Consider the following 18,376-nt stretch of genomic DNA (forward strand, 5'->3'; position numbering starts at 1 on the left):
GCGACTTTTCGTCCGCGCTTCGGGCGCTCGCCTACCGAACTGAAAGCCATGACACATGCCCATTCCGTTGCTAGCCCCGGCGCAGCCTGCGCCGACGGGGTCTCTCATCACGCACGACATCACCATCGTCACCACGCGCAAGCGCGCGCAGGTGCGGGTGATGGGGGTGCCGCCGGAGGAATTCGGCATCGAGCGCGGCGCGCGCAGCATTCGCGACTGCAATTATTGCTTCCACGAGGTCGTCACCAAGACCGAGGCGCAGCTGATTGCAGAAGGTTTTGACGCCAGCCAGATCAGGGCCTTGCTGCCGCATACCGGCACGACCGAGATCGAGACGCTGGCGCGCGATACGGTGGAGGAGCATCTGTCCGCGACCGCCGGTGGTGGCAGCGCCAATTCGGCGGCGCGGCTGGTGCGTATCACCGAGCACTATGTGCGGATGGATTTTGAAGGATCCGGCCGTCCCTGCCTCTACCAGGTCATCACCGGAGGCGACCAGGCCGAGATCCTGCGCAAGGACGGCAAAGACTGCATCGCGCCGTTCGACGAGATGCCGTTTGCGGCGACGACGCCGGTGCCGGTGACCCACCGCTTCTTCGGACGCTCGATCGCCGATCTCGTGATGCCGCTGCAACGCGAGAAGACGGCTCTCAAGCGCGGCGCGCTCGACAACCTCTATCTGCACAACAATCCGCGCGTCGAGGTCGCCGAGCAGAATGCCGGGCCGAACACGCTTGACGATTTGCTGGTGTCGCGGCCCGGTGGTGTGGTTCGCACCAAGACGGCGGGCGGGCTGAACTGGCAGGTGGTGCCTGACATCACCACGTCGATCTATCCCATGCTGCAATATATCGACGCCGAGCTCGAGATCCGCACCGGCCTTGGCAAGCCGACGCAGGGCATCGACGCCAACGCGTTGCAGAACCAGTCGGCGACGGCGGTCGCGCAGGTGTTCTCGGCCTCGCAGATGCGGATCAAGCTGATCGCGCGCATCATGGCCGAAGGCGTGCGCGACATCTTCGCGCTGCTCCACGGCACGATCCGTAAGCATGGTCAGCGCGAGGAGACGGTTCGCCTGCGCAATTCCTGGGTCGAGGTCAACCCGCGCAACTGGAAGACCCGAGACGACATGACCATCAATGTCGGCCTCGGCGCCGGCGGCAAGGCGCAGCAATTCGCCCAGACCATGGCGATCGCCAACGTGCAGAAGGAGCTGCTGGCCGGCGGCAAGATCAACCTGGTCGGTGACCGCCAGCTCTACAACACGGCGGCCGAACTGACCCGGATCATGGGGCACCGGAATCCCGACCAGTTCTTCAACGATCCGATGGCCGTCAATCCGCAGACCGGGCAGCTATTGTATCCGCCGCCGGCGCCGCCACAACCGCCGCCTGACCCAAAACTTCTGGCGCTGCAGGCGCGGCTTCAGGCTGACCAGCTTGCCGCCGTGCACAAGGGGCAGATCGAACGCGAGAAATCACAGGCCGATGCGATTCACCAGCAGGTGAAGATGCAGGCCGAGATCGAGATCGCCAGGATCAGGGCCGGCCTGGACGCGAAGATTGCCGTGCTCGATGCGCATCTGAAGGCGCTTGGCCACGAGCAGAAGCTCCAGCATGCGCAGGAGCAGCATCGGATGGATGTGACCGAAGCAGCGCTCGATCTCGCCGCATCCGCGGCACATCACGAGATGAAGGCGCGGCCGAATAAGGAGGAGGGAAGCAATGTCTGACGAGATCGCCTTGGAGCGTGCGGCGGCAAGGGCAGTTCGGGCTGAAGCATTGCTCGACGATGAAATCCTGAACGAGGCGTTCGACACGCTCGAGAAGAGCTACATCGTGGCCTGGCGCGCCACCACGGTTGACGATGCCGCCGGCCGAGAAAAGCTTTTCCTCGCGATCAACATCGTGGGCAAGGTGCGCGACCACCTCGCAGGCGTTGTCGCCAATGGCAGGCTGGCGCAGGCAGAGTTGAAGGCGCTCGCGGAAACGGCGGAGCGGCGGAAGCGGTTCGGGATCATTTAGTTGTTGCAACCCCAGAGAGAGTGATGGACAATGTTCCGCGTTTGTTCCAAGGCCGGTGATCGGTCACTGGATGGATGGCCTCACCCAAGGATTGAGTGATTGCATGCGGTTCTGTTTGATTGATGCGCGTTCTTCGTTCTTTTTGGCTACGCTCGGGTTGCTTGTTACGACCGCTGCGTGCCGCGCCGAAGGGGTTTCGCCTGCTCCGCCGGCCAAGCCTCCAGCCGTTCCGACATTCGAGAAATTGCCGCACACGCCGATGCCGAAAGGCGAGTTCATCGCCTGGTGCGGGGATCGCGAGCGATATCTGCTTGCGACGGATGGTCAGTATATCGACGCATACGATGGGAGCACGAAGATCTCCGCCCCATCTCCTACGGGGTCCAGATGGGTCCAATGCGGAGCGGACGGCCAGTACATCGTTTTTCCCGAGGATGCTGGGCGTGTGAGGAAGTTCGAGCTCGAGACCGGCAAGAGCGCGATCCTGGCGACGTTCGACAGCCGATCACGTGGCATCGCTATAGGATTTTCCCCGGACATGAACATTGTGGCTTCGAACCAGCCGCTGCAGTTGACGGCCGAAGCTGGACACTTGCCCACGATTAGCCTCCCCGCGAAGCCTGGGCAGCCCATCGACAAGATCGTTTGGTCTCCCGACAGCTCCAAGTTCTTCGTGGCTTACTCCAATACAATCGATGTCCTGGACGCGCAGGGCAACAGGATCGGAGGAGGCAAGATTCGAAAGAATTCGGGTGTTACCGCAGGGTGGTTCGACGCCGAACAGAAGTCCCTGTTTCTGTTTCTCGTGTCGGACGAAATTCAGGGCATCGGCCCTCTCGTGAGATGCCGCATCGCGGATTGGCAATGTGTGCGGCTGAGGGAGCGCGTTGTGCAGGCCGCGGGTGGTGGCAAGGGATTGATTGGCATCGTCGGTCCCATCGATCGACCAAAGCTGCCCGACGACGATTCATCGGTGCCCTACGCACGACACGCGGTGGAGCTTCGCGACAATACATTTCGTTTGCTGTTCCGCCAGGAGTTTGCCCTGGCAGGCGGTCAAACCAGCCCTCGGCTGTATGTGTCCCCATCAGCCGCTATGGCATTGCTGTCATGGAGGTTGACGGACCCCGTCAAATGTCCCGATTCGGGCAGTGACACATGTCAAGCCGGATGAATACTGGATCTTGGAAAGGCTATTAAATGAGTGATCCTTACGATCCCGGGCCCCCGTTTCGCCGCACCTCGGCTTATGGCAGGCGAAAGATCCGATCACGGGCGAGCTCGGAAAATTTCACTCTGGCCAGGATTTCGCAGCCCGCGCCGGCACTCCGATTCCGGCAGCAGCCCCTGGTGAGGTTGTTTGCTCCGGCTTCAACGACAACTTTGGCAACACCGTCATCGTGAGGAATGAGGCAGGCTATACTCGACTATTGCCGACACACGTCCCCGTTCGGCGTTTGACACGGGTCAGCCAGGCTGAGGTCGCGCAACAACGCCGATCAAGTCAACCAACGTAGTTAGGCCGACCCTGCGCGATACGCGCAGGCGCCCGGCAGAGATGTCTCGCGGATCCGCGAACCGGAAACCTAGATTTCCGTGCCATCGTGTGAGCGAGAACAGAAGCCGCCAGCAACTCAGGCCGCAGTTTCCAGGAGAGGCGCAGCTCTATGGCTGCGCTGTTGAAACGGCACGGCCATTACAAGGAAACATCGATGTCTCTACCAACCTCAACTTTCGTTACCTACTCCGCGGTAGGAAACCGCGAAGATCTCAGCGATATGATCTATCGCATCGACCCGGTCGACACGCCGTTCATGAGCGGCGTCGACAAGGAGAAGGCGACCGCGGTCAATCACGAATGGCAGACGCAGGCTCTCGCCGCCGCCGACAGCGCCAACGCGCAGCTCGAGGGCGACGATCCCAACACCAACACGACCACGCCAACCATACGGCTCGGCAACCTCTGCCAGATCTCCTACAAGGTCGCGCGGGTCTCGGGCACGCAGCAAGCGGTGGACCATGCCGGCCGCGACAACGAGCTCGCCTATCAAGAGATGCTGAAGGGTCTCGAGCTCAAGCGCGACCTCGAAACCATCCTGTGCGGCACCAACCAGGCCAAGGTCGCCGGCAACACCACGACGCCGCGCAAGAGCGCTTCCGTCCTCTCCTGGGTCGTTTCGAATACCTCGAAGGGAACAGCAGGCGGCGCGGCAGATCCGGCCGCCGCCGACGGCACGGGTACGCGGACGGACGGCACCCAGCTCGCCTTCACCGAAGTGCGTCTGAAGACCGTGCTGTCCTCGATCTGGAGCAATGGCGGCAAGCCCGGCACCATCATGACCGGCGCTTTCAACAAGCAGGTGTTCTCGACCTTCACGGGCCGGTCCACCGCGATCGAAGAGTCAAAGTCGAAGAAGATCGTCGCGTCGGTGGACGCCTACGAATCCGATTTCGGCAAGCTCAAGGTGGTTGCCAACCGCTTCCAGCGCCCGCGCGACGTCTTGGTGCTCGAGCTGGACAAATGGGCGGTCGCCTATCTCAACGGCCGCAACATGATCTCGATCCCGCTGGCCAAGACCGGCGACTCTGATCGCCGGCAGATCCTGGCCGAATACGCGCTGGTCTCGCGAAACGAGAAGGCCTCCGGCGGCGTGTTCGACAACACCACCTCCTGAGCGATCAGGATCATCCATCTTTCATTCGGGGCGGTCTTCGGACCGCCCCTTTCATTTGGAGACACAAGATGCCGCTTCCCGGCAATCGCACCCTCAATACCGCCGATCTCACGGCCTACACGCCGTCTTGCGGCGCAAGTCCCGTCGCGGCCTATGTCCGCGTTCCCTTTCGCTGCCGGTTGCTGAAAGTCGGAGGCATTCTGGGCGGCGCAATCACGACGGCCGATGGCACCGTAACCGCGGCGGCTAATGCAACGACGCTCGCGACCTTCACAGTGACGCAGGCGGGATCCGCTGCGGGCCAGTTGTTCTCGGCCGTGCCGCCGTCGCCGACCTATCTCAACGAGGACGACGTGATTGTGCTGACGCCGTCCGGCGCCTCCGGTGCGACGATCCCGATGCACTTTTCGATCTCCGTGAGGGCCGCCTGATATGCCGTTCTACTCCAAGCAAAACTCCTCGCGCGTCGGTCCCAGCCAGACGATCGCGTACGACAGCAGCGTCGGTGCCACCAATGCCTTCGGCTCGGAAACCTATCAGCTCCGCCTCGTCTCCAATTCCGGCTGCTGCTACCGGATCGGCGACGGCGCGCAGACCGCCACCATTTCGGATCCCTATCTGCCGGCCAACGTCGTCGAATACGTGACGGTCAGTCCGGGGCAGCGCATCGCCGCACTGAAGGCCGCCACCAATGGCCTGGTCACGGCGACCGCCGGCACCCTGTGGGTGACGGAGATGTCGTGATGGAGGGCGTCCTGATCAGGCCTCATCTCGCCAGCAACGGCCGAGAGCTTGCGATTGAGCATGTTCAGGACGTGGCGCCGATCCTGGAGTGGAACAGACAGGCGCGCCAGGGCGAGCAATGTGGTGACTGGGGGCGGCATGTCGCCCGCATTCCCAACGTCATCTACGTTCAATGGCTCAACGAGGAGCATGCGAGGGGCAATACCTCGCTGCGGCTGTTCACGCCTGAATTCGACGCGATCGTGCAGCGGAAGCTCGACGATCCCGAATGGGCGTATTTGCGAACCGATAGGCCGAAACTGCAGGCCGGCTGGTCAGCGGAGCTCAAATGACTGAGATCACCGACTACACATCGCTGCAAGCCGCAGTGATCGAACATCTCGCGCGCGACCAGGATATGACGCTGATCGCGCGTATCCCGACCTTCGTGCAGCTCGCGGAAGCCAAGTTCAACCGCCAGCTGTTCGTTCGGCAAATGGAGCAGCGGGCGACCGCGCTGGTCGATCTCGGATCGAACGAGCCGGAGTTCATTTCGCTGCCTTCAGATTTCCAATCCATGCGTCGGGTCCGGCTGTCGAGCGTGACGGGAAAGCCATGCCTCGAGTTCAAATCGGGGACGCAGATGGACGAATATCGCTTCGCGACGTCCGATGTCGCCGCGCGGCCGCGCTACTTCACCGTGTTCGGCAACGAGCTCGAACTCGCACCGACCCCTGACGCAGCCTACACGATCGAAATGGTCTACCGGCAGAACGTGCCGGGGCTCGCGTCGAACGGAAGCAACTGGCTGTTGACCATGGCGCCCGATGTCTATCTGTACGCCGCCCTGCTGGAGTCTGCGCCCTACATCAAGGAAGACGGGCGCATCCAGACTTGGGGGCTCGGGTTCACCTCAGCCCTCGCAGATCTGAACAATCTCGGGCTGACGTCGACATTCAATGCCGGGCCGATGACGGTGCGCATTTCTGGACAGGTCATCTAGGACATCTTGGGAGAACAGCCATGGCAAGTTTCAACAAGTTCTTTTGCTTCGTGCAGGATGTCGCCAACGCCCTGCACGACATGAAGACCGGTACGGCGCAGGTCTACAAGGTCTATCTGACCAACACGGCGCCGGTGGCGGCCAATACGGTCTACAACACGCCGGCCGATCTCGCCGCCGGTAACGGATATACCGCAGGCGGCAACAGCGTCGGCACCATCACCGGTGCGCAGACGACGGGCACGTTCAAGTTCGTCGGTGCAACCGATCCGGCATGGACCGCATCGGGGGGCTCAATCGGGCCGTTTCAGTATGCGGTGCTCTACAATTCGACATCGTCGACCAAGCCGCTGATCGGATGGTGGGACTATGGCGTTGCGCTCACGCTCACCAATGGCAACACCTTCACCGTTGATCTGGATCAGACCAACGGCATTTTGACGATGACCTGACATGGCAGCCTTTCTCGACGTTTGCAGGTTCTCGCCGTCGGCCGGCGGCACGACCGACTGGACCTATTCTGCGGCTGTCACGGGCTATCAGAGCCCTGCCGCCGCCGGTGTGGTCAATGGCCGGCTTTACAAGTATCGCGCCGAAAGCACCGACCTCAGCCAGTGGGAGGTCGGCGAGGGCGCCTACAACACCTCGACAGGCGTCCTGGCGAGGACGGCGGTGCTGTTCAACTCGTCCGGCGGCACCTCGAAGATCAATTTTTCCACGACGCCGCAGGTCAGCATCGTCGCGCTCAAGGAAGACCTGATCTCGGTCGAGGAGAGCAACGGCTTCACGACGGCGCAACAGGCGCAGGCGCGAAGCAATATCGGCGTGACAGCCGTCGGCGCTGCGGGCGTCGGCCAAATTCCGGGAACGACCGGATCGACGCAGCCGTCGGCGGGAAATATCGGCGAGGTTATCACCATCAACTCCTCACTCTCTTTCACGGGCTCCGCAGTCAGCGGGAATGTCGGAAGCACAAGCGTCGCACCTGGCGTCTACGACGTGACAATCTCGGGGATGTTTGGTGGTCCCGGCGGGACGGCGGCGTCAGATTGGAATCTGGCCTTCGGCGCCAGCAGTGCGTCCGTGAGCGCGAGCCAGGCCATACAACTCCACGAGCGCATCAGCAGCGCGTCTCCGCTCGGAGACATGTCGATCGTGCTGACATCTGCCTCGGTTCGTATCGCCGTCGCGGGCACGACGACCTACTATCTCTGCGCTCAAGCCGGGTACACCGGCGCGGGGGGCTATGCGGTGCAGGCACAAGCCTACATTCGGCGCGCAAGCTAGGTAACTGAGACATGGCATATGATCCCAAAGACTTCGTGCACGCGCTGCTAACCCTGCGTCCCGGTCTCGCGGCAAACATCGACTTTGAGGTGTCCGATCACGGCGATGGGCCTTTCATCTCCCGCTGGGAACGCGCGGACGTGGCCCAACCGACGTTGGCGGAAATCGAGACGGTTGATACGGCCGTGCTACTCCAATCGCAGGCAAGGTTCGTTGCCCGGGATATGCTGGCGCAACTGACGCCGGACGACTACGCAAGAATCCATGCGGCGATCGCAACGAGCGCTGCGCTGGGCCTATTGTGGTCGGCATTGCTTGGGCAGGGCGAAGCTCCGATTTCGGTCGGCTCGGATCGATTCAGGCAAGGCTGGGCCGGCATGGCGTCCGCGCTAGGGGACGACCGTGCGCGCGCCATCGCCTCCGCAGTCGGCATTCCGGTCTGATCGATGTCGCTTCTCGGGTTTGATGCTGTCGGGCGCCATGCGCTCGGGCAGGTGCCGACGCTTGGGCTGACCAATACGGTGCTGCTCACGGTCACGCGCAGCTACGCGGTTGCAGGAAACAGCGCGGCCTTCCGGGCAGGGGGAGGCAGCAGCGCTGGCCTGTGTGGGATCTCCGGAAATGCGGCGATCTTCAGCCAGCTGCTGTCTGCTGCGGCGGGCAGCTATGTCACAACTGGAAGCGCAGCCCTGTTCAAGCGGGCGCTTGCGGCTAGTGCGGCCGGTTACGCGGTGAACGGGCTGCCCGTCACAACCGCCATGCGAACGCCTTCTCTGACCGGCGCTTGTCTGGTCACCGGTAACGCGATGTCGATGGCCATCTCCGCGTCCCTCGGCGCGGGAGCCTATCTCGTCAGTGGATATCCCTCGACCTTCACGAGGGATTTCGAAGCATGGTTTCCACGGCCATACGATTTCGACGAGTGGACCGGTACCGCCGCCGAAGCCGAAACCTGGACGCCGAAGGATCGTTCCGCCGCCGCTTGGGCCACGGAAGCCGAGCCATCCAGTCCGTGGACGCCGGCGACCATTCAACCTGAGTCATGGACGACTGAATAAACCGGGTGACAGAACGATGCCCCTTCTTTCCTTTGGCGAATACCGCCCCGACGTCAGCGACTACGAAGGGCAGGCCACGCGTAACCTGCTCAACGTGATTCCACGCGGCGACGGTTACGGACCGTTTCCATCCTTCTCGGCTTACACGTCGGCGCTATCGGCGCCATGCAGGGGCGCATTCTACGCGCTGAAGTCGGACGGCACGGTCATCACCTTCGCCGGCACGAGCACAAAGCTGTACCGGCTCAACAACATCGACTTCACCTGGATCGACGTCTCGAAGGGCGGGGCGTCCTATTCGGCGCTTTCCGGTACCGCGCAATGGCAGTTCGCCCAGACCGGGAATTTCGTCTTTGCGACGCACGCCAATGCAGTGCTCCAGATCTTCGACCTGTCATCCTCCACGGTGTTTGCCGATGCGCTGGGTACGCCGCCGCAGGCCGCCTATATCAGCGTGGTCGGGCGCTTCCTGGTGCTGTCGGGACTGCTGTCGACACCGTACCGGATCCAGTGGTCCGGGCTGAATAATTTCAACGCTTCGGACAGCTGGACCAGCGGCATCAAGTCGTCGGACTTTCAGGACTTCCCGGATGGCGGCATTGTCCGCGGTGTGGCCGGCGGCGAATCCGGCGTCATCTTCCAGGACCAGGCGATCCGCCGCATGTCCTATGTGCCGGGCTCGCCGATCATCTTTCAGATCGACCGCATCACCCAGGACAAGGGACTCTACGCGCCATACTCGATCATCCGTGCCGGCGAGCGCATCTTCTTCTACGCCGGCCAGGGCTTTCACAAGATCGAGCCGGGCAGCGTGCCGCAGCAAATCGGGCGCGAGAAGGTCGATCGCAGTTTTCTCGCCGATCTCGACAAGGGCAACCTCCAGCTCTTCATGGGCGCCGCCGACCCGCGCTCGACGCGGGTCTACTGGGCCTACAAATCGGTGTCCGGCACGGTCGGTGCTTTCGACAAGCTGCTTGGTTATGACTTCCTGCTCGATCGCTTCTTTCCGGTGTCTGTGACGGGCGAGTATCTGCTCGGCATCTCGCAGACGGGACTGACGCTGGAAAACCTCGACAGCATCTCATCATCGCTGGATGCGTTGACGCTGAGCCTCGACGCCTACGCGACCGCCGTGCAGCCGGAGATCGCGCAGTTCTCCAACGCCCACGTGCTCGGCTTCTTTCGCGGCCCCAGTCTGGAGGCGACGCTGGAGAGCCCCGAGCAGGGCACCGACGAAAACCGCATCACCATTCGCGGCTTCCGGCCGGTGACCGACGCGGCGACGCTGTTCGGCTCGGTGTCATGGCGCGACACGCCATCCGCGGCGGCGGTGCCGGGTGCCGAAGTTCTGGTCAATTCCCGCACCGGCCGCTGCGACGTCCGACGCGACACCCGCTATTCCCGCTTCAAGGTTCGTATCCCTGCGGCGACGTCATGGTCGTTTTGCGCCGGTATCGTTCCCGATCTCACACCCAACGGCACGCTATGACCGCTTACGTCCCCGGCATCACCGAGACCGATCTTAAGAAGATCGTTCTCGCGATCCAGCAGCTCGCGGCGGGGAGATCGAACGCGGTGGGCAGCGTGACCTTGGCGACAGGGGCATCGAGCACGACGGTGACGACGGCGAATTGCGCGGCGGGATCGGTGCCGATCCTGGTGCCGGCGTCGGCGAATGCTGCGGCGGAGATCGGTAACGGCACGATGTATGTGAGCGCGGTTGCGAATGGCGCGTTCACGATCACGCATGCGAACTCCGCGACGGCGGGGCGGGTGTTTTTGTGGGCGGTGGTGGGGTGATTCCAATGCAACGAGCGTGCGACCAACGCTGATCTAAATCAACCGAGCATTTCACTTCAGAGATCGAGCTGCACCTGGGACGCGTCGCTCCTGCGCAGTCGGATCGAATACTGCTGCGTGTTTTCCTCTGCATTTCCAACAATAGTGTCGTGAGAGATTTCAATGGCTACGCCTGATATCCGGACTCTGTACGAGCAGTTTCTCCAGATCTATGGAGGGCTGGGCAATCCGTCCGAACCGACGCCATCGGTACCGCCCGCGCCACCACCGCAACCTGCTTATGCTTCACCACATGAGGCTTACGCAGCAGACGGAGGTTATGCGCCCTCAGGCGGAGTGCTCGGTGGATTGGCTTCACCATCATCTGGCGTTCCCTGGTGGGTGCAGGCGCTCGCACCGCCGGGAGGAACAGCAGTTGGTACTTGCGGACCATTGCCGCGGAGTTTCGTTGGACGTCGCGGTCTCCCATTGGGGCCGCTCGGTCCCACGGAGCCCGTCGAGATTTCAGACCCGCACCTTGAACGACTCGTTCCTCAATCCACCCGAGACTTCTGGACTGCGGCGACCCTCGTGCCGAGGATGTGGCGCGGTCAACTGCGCGGCAATGAACAGACGGATGAAAACACCGAAGGGCGGAATAGCACTTCTCTACCCGAACATCCGCGTGAGCAGCCGCCCCGCCGTCCTGGCGGTCAGCCTCCCTGGATCGTCGGTCCAGCAATATTCAAAGAAGGACGTGAACGCGAAGCGGGGACAACCACTCAAGAGAAGTCGGCCGCGACGCACGTTGATCCAGACTTCAGGCGCTTGACTCGCTTCGTGGGTTCTGAGGGAGATCAAATCGCAAGCGAGAACTCAGTCCAGCCAACGGGTGAAGAAAAGCCGCGCAGAACACCTGGGACACCGCTGCCTGACGATTACTTAGACATTCCCGAGTTTCTGCGGCGCCCACCCAATCCAGAGCCCGCAAAGCTAGATAAAAAATTGACTGATCTACCCTCGGCCAGCTTCGGAGGAGGAAACATCTATGGAGGTAACCGCGGAAGCGGTGGCGGTGGTCGTAAATCCGACGAAGAATGCAGGAAGGAATGGAGCCGGGCGCAGGAGATCTGTCGTGATGCGTTTGCGAACGGTACTATTGGTGACATTTTCAAGCGATGGAAGAGCAACTATCCAGCAGGCCCAGTCCCAAAATCGAGTAACGAGCCTTGGGATGTCAACGATTGCAAGCCGGGATTTGTCACCGAAGATTGCGGTGGGAATGATTACGAAAGACCGCCGCCGCCGGAGGAGAGGAAGGAAATTGGGCGTCGGCTGGTCCGACAGAAAAAGGAGAAGAGTGCAAAAGAGAAGGCCAAAAGAAACGAGATATATGAGGAATTTAAGCGTACCGGCAAGTGGAGATTTAGGGGATGAGTGGGCAGCGGCTATGAGAATGCGCCGATGTGCGATCGCAAGAGTGAGGTATGCAGTTTACGTATATTCTGGCAGAGTTTAGAATGGGCTGAGTTCACTAGCCAAAAGATCAAATAAAATGGTTTCACTGCACTCGATTTCAGAGAAGTTTGTGTTCTTGATTTTCGAGAAACGGTACGACGATGCCGAGGTCCTTCTTCGCAAGCATCGAGGGGCTCTGACTGCAGACGAGACTCCTCGATCGCTCGGAGTGGAGGAGGCGCTGCGGAACAAAGTTGGACAAATCGGATCAGATCCTGCAGCTCAGCGCTGGACCCTGGCAGGTTCTTATATGGTGGCCTCTCGGCTGAGGGATCTGGAATATTGGAACGACGCCGAAGCAGCCTATCGCCAAGTGATCGAGCTATCCCTGGCGATGGACGAGGCGTTCTTTCTCAACGATGCCAGGTTAAACCGAGCAGTGTGCCTCAAGAACCTCGGAAGGGCGCGCGAGTATGAACAAGCGATGGCAGAAGTGCCCAAAGGGTACAGCGATCCTGATCCATGGCACTAACTGAAGGATCGGCGACCTATGAAAAGAAAATGCCCTGCTTCAAGTTTCTTCGGCATCGGCGCGCCTTTCCTCATCTCTGATCCGAGCCTTGCCATGAGCGACCAGCATTCAGACATCGATGCGCCTCCGCTCTAGCCAATCGGCGAGGTCGCCGAGGACGATCATTCAGATTTCAGCTCGCGATGCTTGGTGCTCGTCACCCCCGTCGTCTTGCAGAGCAACTGGGACTTCCAGCGCGGCCTCGTTATTTTGCAGTCCAAGAAGGGTCTCATCTGGCGGGGCGACTACGTTGTCGTGGATTTCGCTGCGCACTTGATCAGCCGGAATATGTGCTGGAAGGCGCGGATGGGAGCCTCCTCACCGAAGTTGCAGTCGGCCGCGCTTTGCGCCGTTGCAGGCCACTCCGCACGACGATTCCAGCGATAGGCAGGGTTGGGATAGCCTCACTATCCGCGGCCCTTGGCGCGATACGGCGTCATCGACCGCGACAGCGGAGATCTGTCACGAGTCAATGTATGTGAGCGCCCTCGCGAACGATGCGTTTACGTCCCGCATGCGATCCGAGCAACGCGTATGTCATTCTTCGTTCGCCCTTCGGAATTGCGCATGACTAGCCGGACGTCGCGAGCACGTGGTGGTTTTTGCCCGGATCAACGCGACAGAACGCAACTGGTCTGCATCGATCCGGGACGGGTGCGTGAGATCTGGCCCCTTGTCGCTCCCTTAATTAAGGGGGCGATCGTCAGGACAGGCTTGTCGTCATTCACTACGATTGAGCGCGACATTCTTTCTGGCATTGCGCTGCTTTGGGTTGCCTGGAACGGCTCCTCGATCGAGGCGGTGGCATCGACGAGCGTCCAGCAGACAGAGGCTGGCAAGGTCTGTGTCGTCACGGCATGCGCCGGCGCCGGCATGACGCGCTGGCTAGCCCTGATCCGCGGCATAGAGGCCTATGCCGCAAAGGAGGGCTGTCGATGCGTACGCATCTTCGGCCGGAAAGGCTGGGCGCGCGTTCTTGAAGGATACGAGGAAACACATTCAATCATAGACAAGCGCTTGCCATAGGTTCGTTGACGCCTGCTGCATTGCGGATCGTAGTCTCTCGCAACGACCAATTACACTAGCTAAGAAGGAAACATCGTCCATGGGCGGACAGTCCACCTCCACACAGACCGTACAATCGCAGTCGGCACCCTGGGTCGCCGCGCAGCCAGCGCTGCAAACAATGTTGGGTCAGATCGGTACCGGGCTCAACAACACCGGCCTGACGTCGGCGGAGAGCTCTGCGCTCGACGCGCTGAAGACCAACGCTGCATCAGGCAATCCTTATACGGGACAGATCGCAGGCTATGCACAGTCGCTGCTCAATGGCGGCGGCGCCACCGCGCAGGCGGGCAACGTCCAGGACAATCTCGCAACCAATCGCAACTGGATGACGCCCTACGCGAACGGCAGCATGATCGGCAATAACCCGGCTCTTACCGCGCAACTCGTGCAGATTCGATCGGATGTCGGCAACGACGTGAACTCGCAGTTCGCCGCCGCCGGCCGTGATTTCAGCGGCGCCAACCAGATGGCCTATGGACGGGGCGTTGCCGCGGCCGAAGCGCCGGTGATCGCTGCGCAATATAACCAGGACGTGGCGAACCAGCTTGCCGCTACAAATGCGCTGTATAATGCCGGCAACACGACGGCCAACACCCTGACCCAGATGCAGCAGAGCGACCTCACCAATCGCGGCCAGGGCGTCACCGCGGCGCAATCGGCGCTTGACGCGCAGAACTATGGAGCCAACGCTACGTTGGCGGAGGAAGCGCAGCGCCGCGGCATCCCCGTGCAGGCGTTGAGCCTGCTCGCGCAGATCGGCGTGCCCATCGCGCAGCTCGGGACTCAGAACAACAGCACGACGACGGGAACGCAGGAGAAATCCGGCGCCGATCAGTTTGCGACGATCGCTGGCGGCATCAACAGCCTGCTTACTCCCTTCAAGGGAAAATGGGGAGGCTAGATATGACAGTGCAAACCGACGGGGATCTGACAGGCGCCGCTTTCGACCTGGTCAATGCTGGTTATGCGGAAATGCCGGATCCGGACAGGGAGAGCGAACACCACTCGATCGAAAGTGACAGCGCATCGTTGCGTGATGCCGCCGACCAGCGATCCGATTCACAGCCAAAAACTGTCGTCAGGCAATATACGGACGCAGAGGGCAAGCCCGCTGCCGCAAACGAGGCTGTAACCCTCGCGCGCGCCGCGCGGGATTACGCAAGCGCGACGGCCGGCGACAGGCAGATCGCCGAGGGCGAGTCTTCGGAGGCGCTCGCGGAAAGGATCGATGCGCTTCGCGCGGAAGTGGCTGCCAATGATCCCGATGCGCCCGAGTTCTACGGCTTTGAGCAGCCCAAGGGCCGCGATGGGCCTGACGGCGAGATCGAAACCTCGTCACACGCGACGAACGATCGCGAGAAGCGTTCCGCGGAGCTCGAGCCCGATCTAGATAAGCTCTTGCAGCATCCGAAGGTGCGGCTGGCGCTCGAGGAAAAGGTCGGCGAGGTCGAGCGCGCACGGCGGAGTTATGCCGAAGGACTTGATGCCGCCATGCAGATCGCGCAGGCGAGCTTTGTCAGCCAGTTTCCGGAATTGGCCGGGCTGGCGCCGGAGCGGCTTCCGGAAGCCCTCGCGCAAATAGCACATCATGACCCCGCAAAGCTGTCGCGCATCCAGGCGATCGTCGCGGCGAGCGAGCAATTGCGCGCCCGGCAGAGTGAGGAAATGCGGCGGACGGCGGATGCCTCGCGACACAGCTTTCTGAACTATGCAAAGGCGGAGGACGCCCGGCTTGAGACGTTGCTCAAGCAGGAATCGAAAGACGTCAGGCAGGCCGTCGCGCAGGAAATCATGGCGTCGGCCAAAGCCAGCGGCATCGAACCGGAGGAAATGCGGCGCCTCTTCGACAGCGAGCCGCTGATGCGCAATGCCACTTTCCAGCGCATGATGTACGACGCCGGCAAATACCGGTTGATGATGAAAGCGAGGGACGCCGTCACGACCAAGCCGATGCCGCCGGTGCAGAGGCCGGGTATGGCGGCGCGGCGGGGCGAGGGCGAGCAGCATGATCTGAGAACGTTGAGCGCCCGGCTTTCCAGCTCGGGCGATCTCAGGGACGCGGTTGCGCTATACCAAGCAAGGAGAGTGCGCAAAGATTGACAAATCCCGGTGGCACTCAGGCTGAAAGGTTCTGCTCCAATGTTGCGACCGCAGCGACCGTCAGTTTCGGGAGCCGGCCGCACGTCTGTCCATCTACGATGGTGTCGCCGCCGGGGTAACCAAGTCATACATAGTTGGCACTTAGGGACACCTGTATATTCAAATACCCAATCGAAATAGTGCCTGCGCTCAGATCATCTCTGATCAGCATGTCTTTGGAGGAGATAGATGAATTTCTCGACGTCCCAGTGGCTGTCGATCATCGTCCTCGATGTCCTTATCAAGTTCGTGTTTGTGACGGCCGTGGGCCTGCTCGTGACCTACGGCTTCATATCCGTTGATTCGCTTGCAATGGCGGCCATCTCCCTATCGCTGTCGCATTTCGTCTGTCTCTTCTTGGGGGCAACTCTCGTCGTGGCGCCAGAGCTTCTTGGCGTCCAATTGTCGCCGATGCTGAGGTTCACGGCCAGCGTGGCGCTCGCAAATATTTTGTTTGTCGGTGTCCTTGTCGTGTTGATGTGGCCCGGTCCGAACGACATTCCGCGAACCGCGGACGGGCCCATTGTCTTGGCTCTTGTCCTGGCCGCAACCAATCTCGTTGCGTTACTCGCAGTTGCCGCCGTAGGCCGCCTGATCAGGTGGCTCAAGCCGCGAGCGCGCGTCGATGAAGCCGCGCCAAGCGCTTAAGCCGGCTTCTCGCGCTTACCCTTAATTTCCGAGGTTCGGAGGCTCAACCTCCGGACATGAGGTCGCGCGTTCTGATGTTCGCTGGTCGCGTGTCGCTCCCGCGGTCAGCCTGAGGCGAACCCCGCATCATAGCCAATTTTCAGGTCGCGGCAGCTCTTCCTGCGGGGCGACCTACGTAACCGACTTCCAATCTCGATCATCAAAACTCGCGCGCCTCAAGAGGCGCGGTGCTCGATCCTCATTGCAAGCAAGCGGAGTATTTTGCGTGGATCCCACGATGCAATCGCCAATACAACACGCAGTTCCCTTTTCAGGTGGCCGACAGATCACAGTGCCAAGCGGGCCACACCATTACCAAACGGAACAGTGGGACGGAAGCACCAGGCAGGGAAACACGCCCCTATCGGCGTTTGAACTCAAACGGCACGCGACACCCTTTCAAGGCGATCAAAACAGCGCCGACGGAGCGGTCATGGATGTCCGAGGCTTGGGCCCTATTCGCCAGCAAGTGGATGACGACCGATTGACGATCGTGAATACCACGATGCCTGAGCATGTTCTCCATCCAGGCAACGTCTTCCGCAGGATCGTCCAGAAAGGCGACGATCAGGACGTCGTGACGGAGGGGTACGGGACAGGAATTCTTCTCGGCCCGAACGAGCGTGGAAAATTCATCTGGTCCTGGCCGGATCACAAGATCCGCCATGAACTCAACCCCTACGCGGCGCTGGGGTACCCAACGGACGAAATGAACGCGCCTACCGCAACGGGAATCCAGGTGGGCACAGAAGCACAGCGCACACCACTCGCAGGCGGCCGAAAGACCGGAGCATCGGATCCCTCCGCCGATCTTCTTCTCACCGTACTGACCAGCCGATCAAAGTCAATTCACGACAGGAAGCGCACCATGAGCGAAGACGAAAAAAATCTTATCGAGCGGGCCGAATCCATCAGTGGAAATTTCTATGGCGAGCCGATGTCTCCGGATCGGATCGCGGAGAACTTCGCGCTCTATGGACTGAAGAAGCGCGCGGCAGCGCTCGAGAAATTTGACGCCGAGCTTGGGGGCGAGATCGATTCAAGCCCCCACAACCTGCGAAAGCGCGTTCAGCTGGTGGATTTGCGCCGGCGCATGGGCGATTTTCATGAAGCGCTGCGCAAAGCAAAGCGATGACCCATCCGCTGTTGACGGCGCTTGCGCAGGCACGACTGCGCGATGCGCCGATGTTCGTCAAATGGTGTGAGCTGAACGGCGCGACCGCCTGTCCGGCGGCACCTGCGTCGGTGGCGCGTTTTGTCACCGACTGCGCGTCGCTCGGCATGAGCCGGCTCTGGCCGGCAGTTGTGGACATATCGCGGATGCATGTCGCGCTCGGCCTCGCGGATCCAACGCTGGGCGGCACGGCAGCGAGCGCGATGAGCGCAGTTGCTGCCATTTCACCGCCGCGGTCCTGGCCCGGGCGGTTCAAGCAACGGTTCGACGCACTACCGTACGACATGCAGGTTCATCTGGCCTCGCACCAAGCCCAGCGAGAACGCGCGCTGCGGCGCACGCAGAACGATGCTGCATCCGCGCGCCAGCAGCTGGCGGCATTCGAGGCTCAAACGAAGGACGAAAGAACCAATGGCAATGAAACAGCAGCGCACGGCGAGGCTTGAGGATCGGATCGAGGAGCTGCGTGCCGAAATCGATGGGATCATCGATGCACGTGTCGCCGAAATTGCAAGCGAGAGCCCCGGCGTTCCGCCGGGCGTGATCCGCAACCTCCTGACGGCCCGGGCCCCGTCCTGTCGGTGCGCTCAGTATATCGAGCTGTGCGCCAGAGAGACGAAAACGCCCGCCTGACGGGCCGCAGCGGCGACTTTCTCGAAGCTCATGATGGCGCCCTACGGCGCCGCTCTTCCAGCTGAGGATGCAGAATGACTCTCTACAAATGGTCTCA

Annotated in this window: 24 protein-coding genes; 23 read left to right on the forward strand and 1 reads right to left on the reverse strand. The window is 61.3% G+C overall.

Going from position 1 to position 18,376, the window contains the following annotated elements:
• The first annotated feature begins 55 nt into the window (after positions 1-55).
• The 14 genes from N551_RS0108780 (at position 56) to N551_RS0108840 (ending at position 10,259) form a co-directional block, all read left to right on the forward strand.
• A complete protein-coding gene (locus N551_RS0108780; protein WP_027566649.1) occupies positions 56-1,732 on the forward strand; it encodes a hypothetical protein in 1,677 nt (558 codons plus the stop codon).
• A complete protein-coding gene (locus N551_RS0108785; protein ID WP_027566650.1) occupies positions 1,725-2,024 on the forward strand; it encodes a hypothetical protein in 300 nt (99 codons plus the stop codon). The genes N551_RS0108780 and N551_RS0108785 overlap by 8 nt, the downstream gene beginning before the upstream one ends.
• A 70-nt stretch (positions 2,025-2,094) precedes the next feature.
• A complete protein-coding gene (locus N551_RS0108790) occupies positions 2,095-3,198 on the forward strand; it encodes a hypothetical protein (protein ID WP_155809564.1) in 1,104 nt (367 codons plus the stop codon).
• 94 nt (positions 3,199-3,292) lie between these two features.
• Positions 3,293-3,541 (forward strand): M23 family metallopeptidase, encoded by a 249-nt coding sequence (locus tag N551_RS39640; RefSeq protein WP_081747805.1) that lies wholly within the window; start codon positions 3,293-3,295, stop codon positions 3,539-3,541.
• A gap of 261 nt (positions 3,542-3,802) precedes the next feature.
• The gene (locus N551_RS0108795) at positions 3,803-4,699 is read left to right on the forward strand and encodes a DUF5309 domain-containing protein (protein WP_245287741.1); all 897 of its coding nucleotides are present in this window, start codon (positions 3,803-3,805) and stop codon (positions 4,697-4,699) included.
• A 68-nt stretch (positions 4,700-4,767) separates the two neighbouring features.
• The gene (locus tag N551_RS0108800; RefSeq protein ID WP_027566653.1) at positions 4,768-5,130 is read left to right on the forward strand and encodes a hypothetical protein; all 363 of its coding nucleotides are present in this window, start codon (positions 4,768-4,770) and stop codon (positions 5,128-5,130) included.
• A gap of 1 nt (position 5,131) precedes the next feature.
• Positions 5,132-5,443 carry a hypothetical protein gene (locus tag N551_RS0108805; RefSeq protein ID WP_027566654.1) on the forward strand — a complete coding sequence of 104 codons (312 nt, stop codon included), beginning with the start codon at positions 5,132-5,134 and terminating at the stop codon, positions 5,441-5,443.
• Positions 5,443-5,775 (forward strand): hypothetical protein, encoded by a 333-nt coding sequence (locus tag N551_RS0108810; RefSeq protein WP_027566655.1) that lies wholly within the window; start codon positions 5,443-5,445, stop codon positions 5,773-5,775. The genes N551_RS0108805 and N551_RS0108810 overlap by 1 nt, the downstream gene beginning before the upstream one ends.
• Positions 5,772-6,425, forward strand: a complete 654-nt coding sequence (locus tag N551_RS0108815; RefSeq protein WP_027566656.1) for a hypothetical protein — start codon at positions 5,772-5,774, stop codon at positions 6,423-6,425. The genes N551_RS0108810 and N551_RS0108815 overlap by 4 nt, the downstream gene beginning before the upstream one ends.
• Positions 6,426-6,445: 20 nt before the next feature.
• Positions 6,446-6,877, forward strand: a complete 432-nt coding sequence (locus N551_RS0108820; protein WP_027566657.1) for a hypothetical protein — start codon at positions 6,446-6,448, stop codon at positions 6,875-6,877.
• Between the two features lies 1 nt (position 6,878).
• On the forward strand, positions 6,879-7,712 hold the full coding sequence (locus N551_RS39210) for a hypothetical protein (protein WP_081747806.1): 834 nt from the start codon (positions 6,879-6,881) through the stop codon (positions 7,710-7,712).
• 11 nt (positions 7,713-7,723) lie between these two features.
• Entirely contained in the window at positions 7,724-8,155 is a 432-nt protein-coding gene (locus tag N551_RS0108830; RefSeq protein WP_027566658.1) for a hypothetical protein, read from the forward strand.
• Positions 8,156-8,158: 3 nt separating this feature from the next.
• Positions 8,159-8,770 carry a hypothetical protein gene (locus N551_RS0108835; RefSeq protein ID WP_027566659.1) on the forward strand — a complete coding sequence of 204 codons (612 nt, stop codon included), beginning with the start codon at positions 8,159-8,161 and terminating at the stop codon, positions 8,768-8,770.
• Between the two features lie 16 nt (positions 8,771-8,786).
• A complete protein-coding gene (locus N551_RS0108840) occupies positions 8,787-10,259 on the forward strand; it encodes a hypothetical protein (protein ID WP_027566660.1) in 1,473 nt (490 codons plus the stop codon).
• 4 nt (positions 10,260-10,263) lie between these two features.
• Here the strand turns inward: N551_RS0108840 and N551_RS37800 are convergent, their stop codons facing one another.
• Positions 10,264-10,509: a hypothetical protein gene (locus N551_RS37800; protein WP_155809565.1), complete on the reverse strand. Its 246-nt coding sequence runs from the start codon at positions 10,507-10,509 to the stop codon at positions 10,264-10,266.
• A 631-nt stretch (positions 10,510-11,140) separates the two neighbouring features.
• Between N551_RS37800 and N551_RS37805 the strand changes: the two genes are divergently transcribed.
• From N551_RS37805 to N551_RS0108895, 9 genes are all read left to right on the forward strand, one after another.
• On the forward strand, positions 11,141-11,986 hold the full coding sequence (locus N551_RS37805) for a hypothetical protein (protein ID WP_210164561.1): 846 nt from the start codon (positions 11,141-11,143) through the stop codon (positions 11,984-11,986).
• Positions 11,987-12,104: 118 nt separating this feature from the next.
• A complete protein-coding gene (locus tag N551_RS0108850) occupies positions 12,105-12,539 on the forward strand; it encodes a hypothetical protein (RefSeq protein WP_027566662.1) in 435 nt (144 codons plus the stop codon).
• 606 nt (positions 12,540-13,145) lie between these two features.
• A complete protein-coding gene (locus N551_RS0108860) occupies positions 13,146-13,604 on the forward strand; it encodes a hypothetical protein (RefSeq protein WP_245287742.1) in 459 nt (152 codons plus the stop codon).
• A 79-nt stretch (positions 13,605-13,683) separates the two neighbouring features.
• A complete protein-coding gene (locus N551_RS0108865; protein ID WP_027566665.1) occupies positions 13,684-14,547 on the forward strand; it encodes a hypothetical protein in 864 nt (287 codons plus the stop codon).
• A gap of 2 nt (positions 14,548-14,549) precedes the next feature.
• Positions 14,550-15,746, forward strand: a complete 1,197-nt coding sequence (locus tag N551_RS0108870) for a hypothetical protein (RefSeq protein WP_027566666.1) — start codon at positions 14,550-14,552, stop codon at positions 15,744-15,746.
• A gap of 228 nt (positions 15,747-15,974) precedes the next feature.
• Entirely contained in the window at positions 15,975-16,433 is a 459-nt protein-coding gene (locus N551_RS0108875; RefSeq protein WP_027566667.1) for a hypothetical protein, read from the forward strand.
• A gap of 472 nt (positions 16,434-16,905) precedes the next feature.
• A complete protein-coding gene (locus N551_RS39215; RefSeq protein WP_245287743.1) occupies positions 16,906-17,607 on the forward strand; it encodes a hypothetical protein in 702 nt (233 codons plus the stop codon).
• Complete coding sequence (locus N551_RS0108890; RefSeq protein WP_027566670.1) at positions 17,604-18,092, forward strand: hypothetical protein; 489 nt, start codon at positions 17,604-17,606, stop codon at positions 18,090-18,092. Before N551_RS39215 ends, N551_RS0108890 begins: the two co-directional genes overlap by 4 nt.
• Positions 18,064-18,279, forward strand: coding sequence for a hypothetical protein (locus N551_RS0108895; protein ID WP_035961184.1), 216 nt, complete (start codon positions 18,064-18,066; stop codon positions 18,277-18,279). Before N551_RS0108890 ends, N551_RS0108895 begins: the two co-directional genes overlap by 29 nt.
• The last annotated feature ends 97 nt before the right edge of the window (positions 18,280-18,376 follow it).

Source organism: Bradyrhizobium sp. URHA0013 (assembly GCF_000518345.1).
Taxonomy (GTDB): domain Bacteria; phylum Pseudomonadota; class Alphaproteobacteria; order Rhizobiales; family Xanthobacteraceae; genus Bradyrhizobium.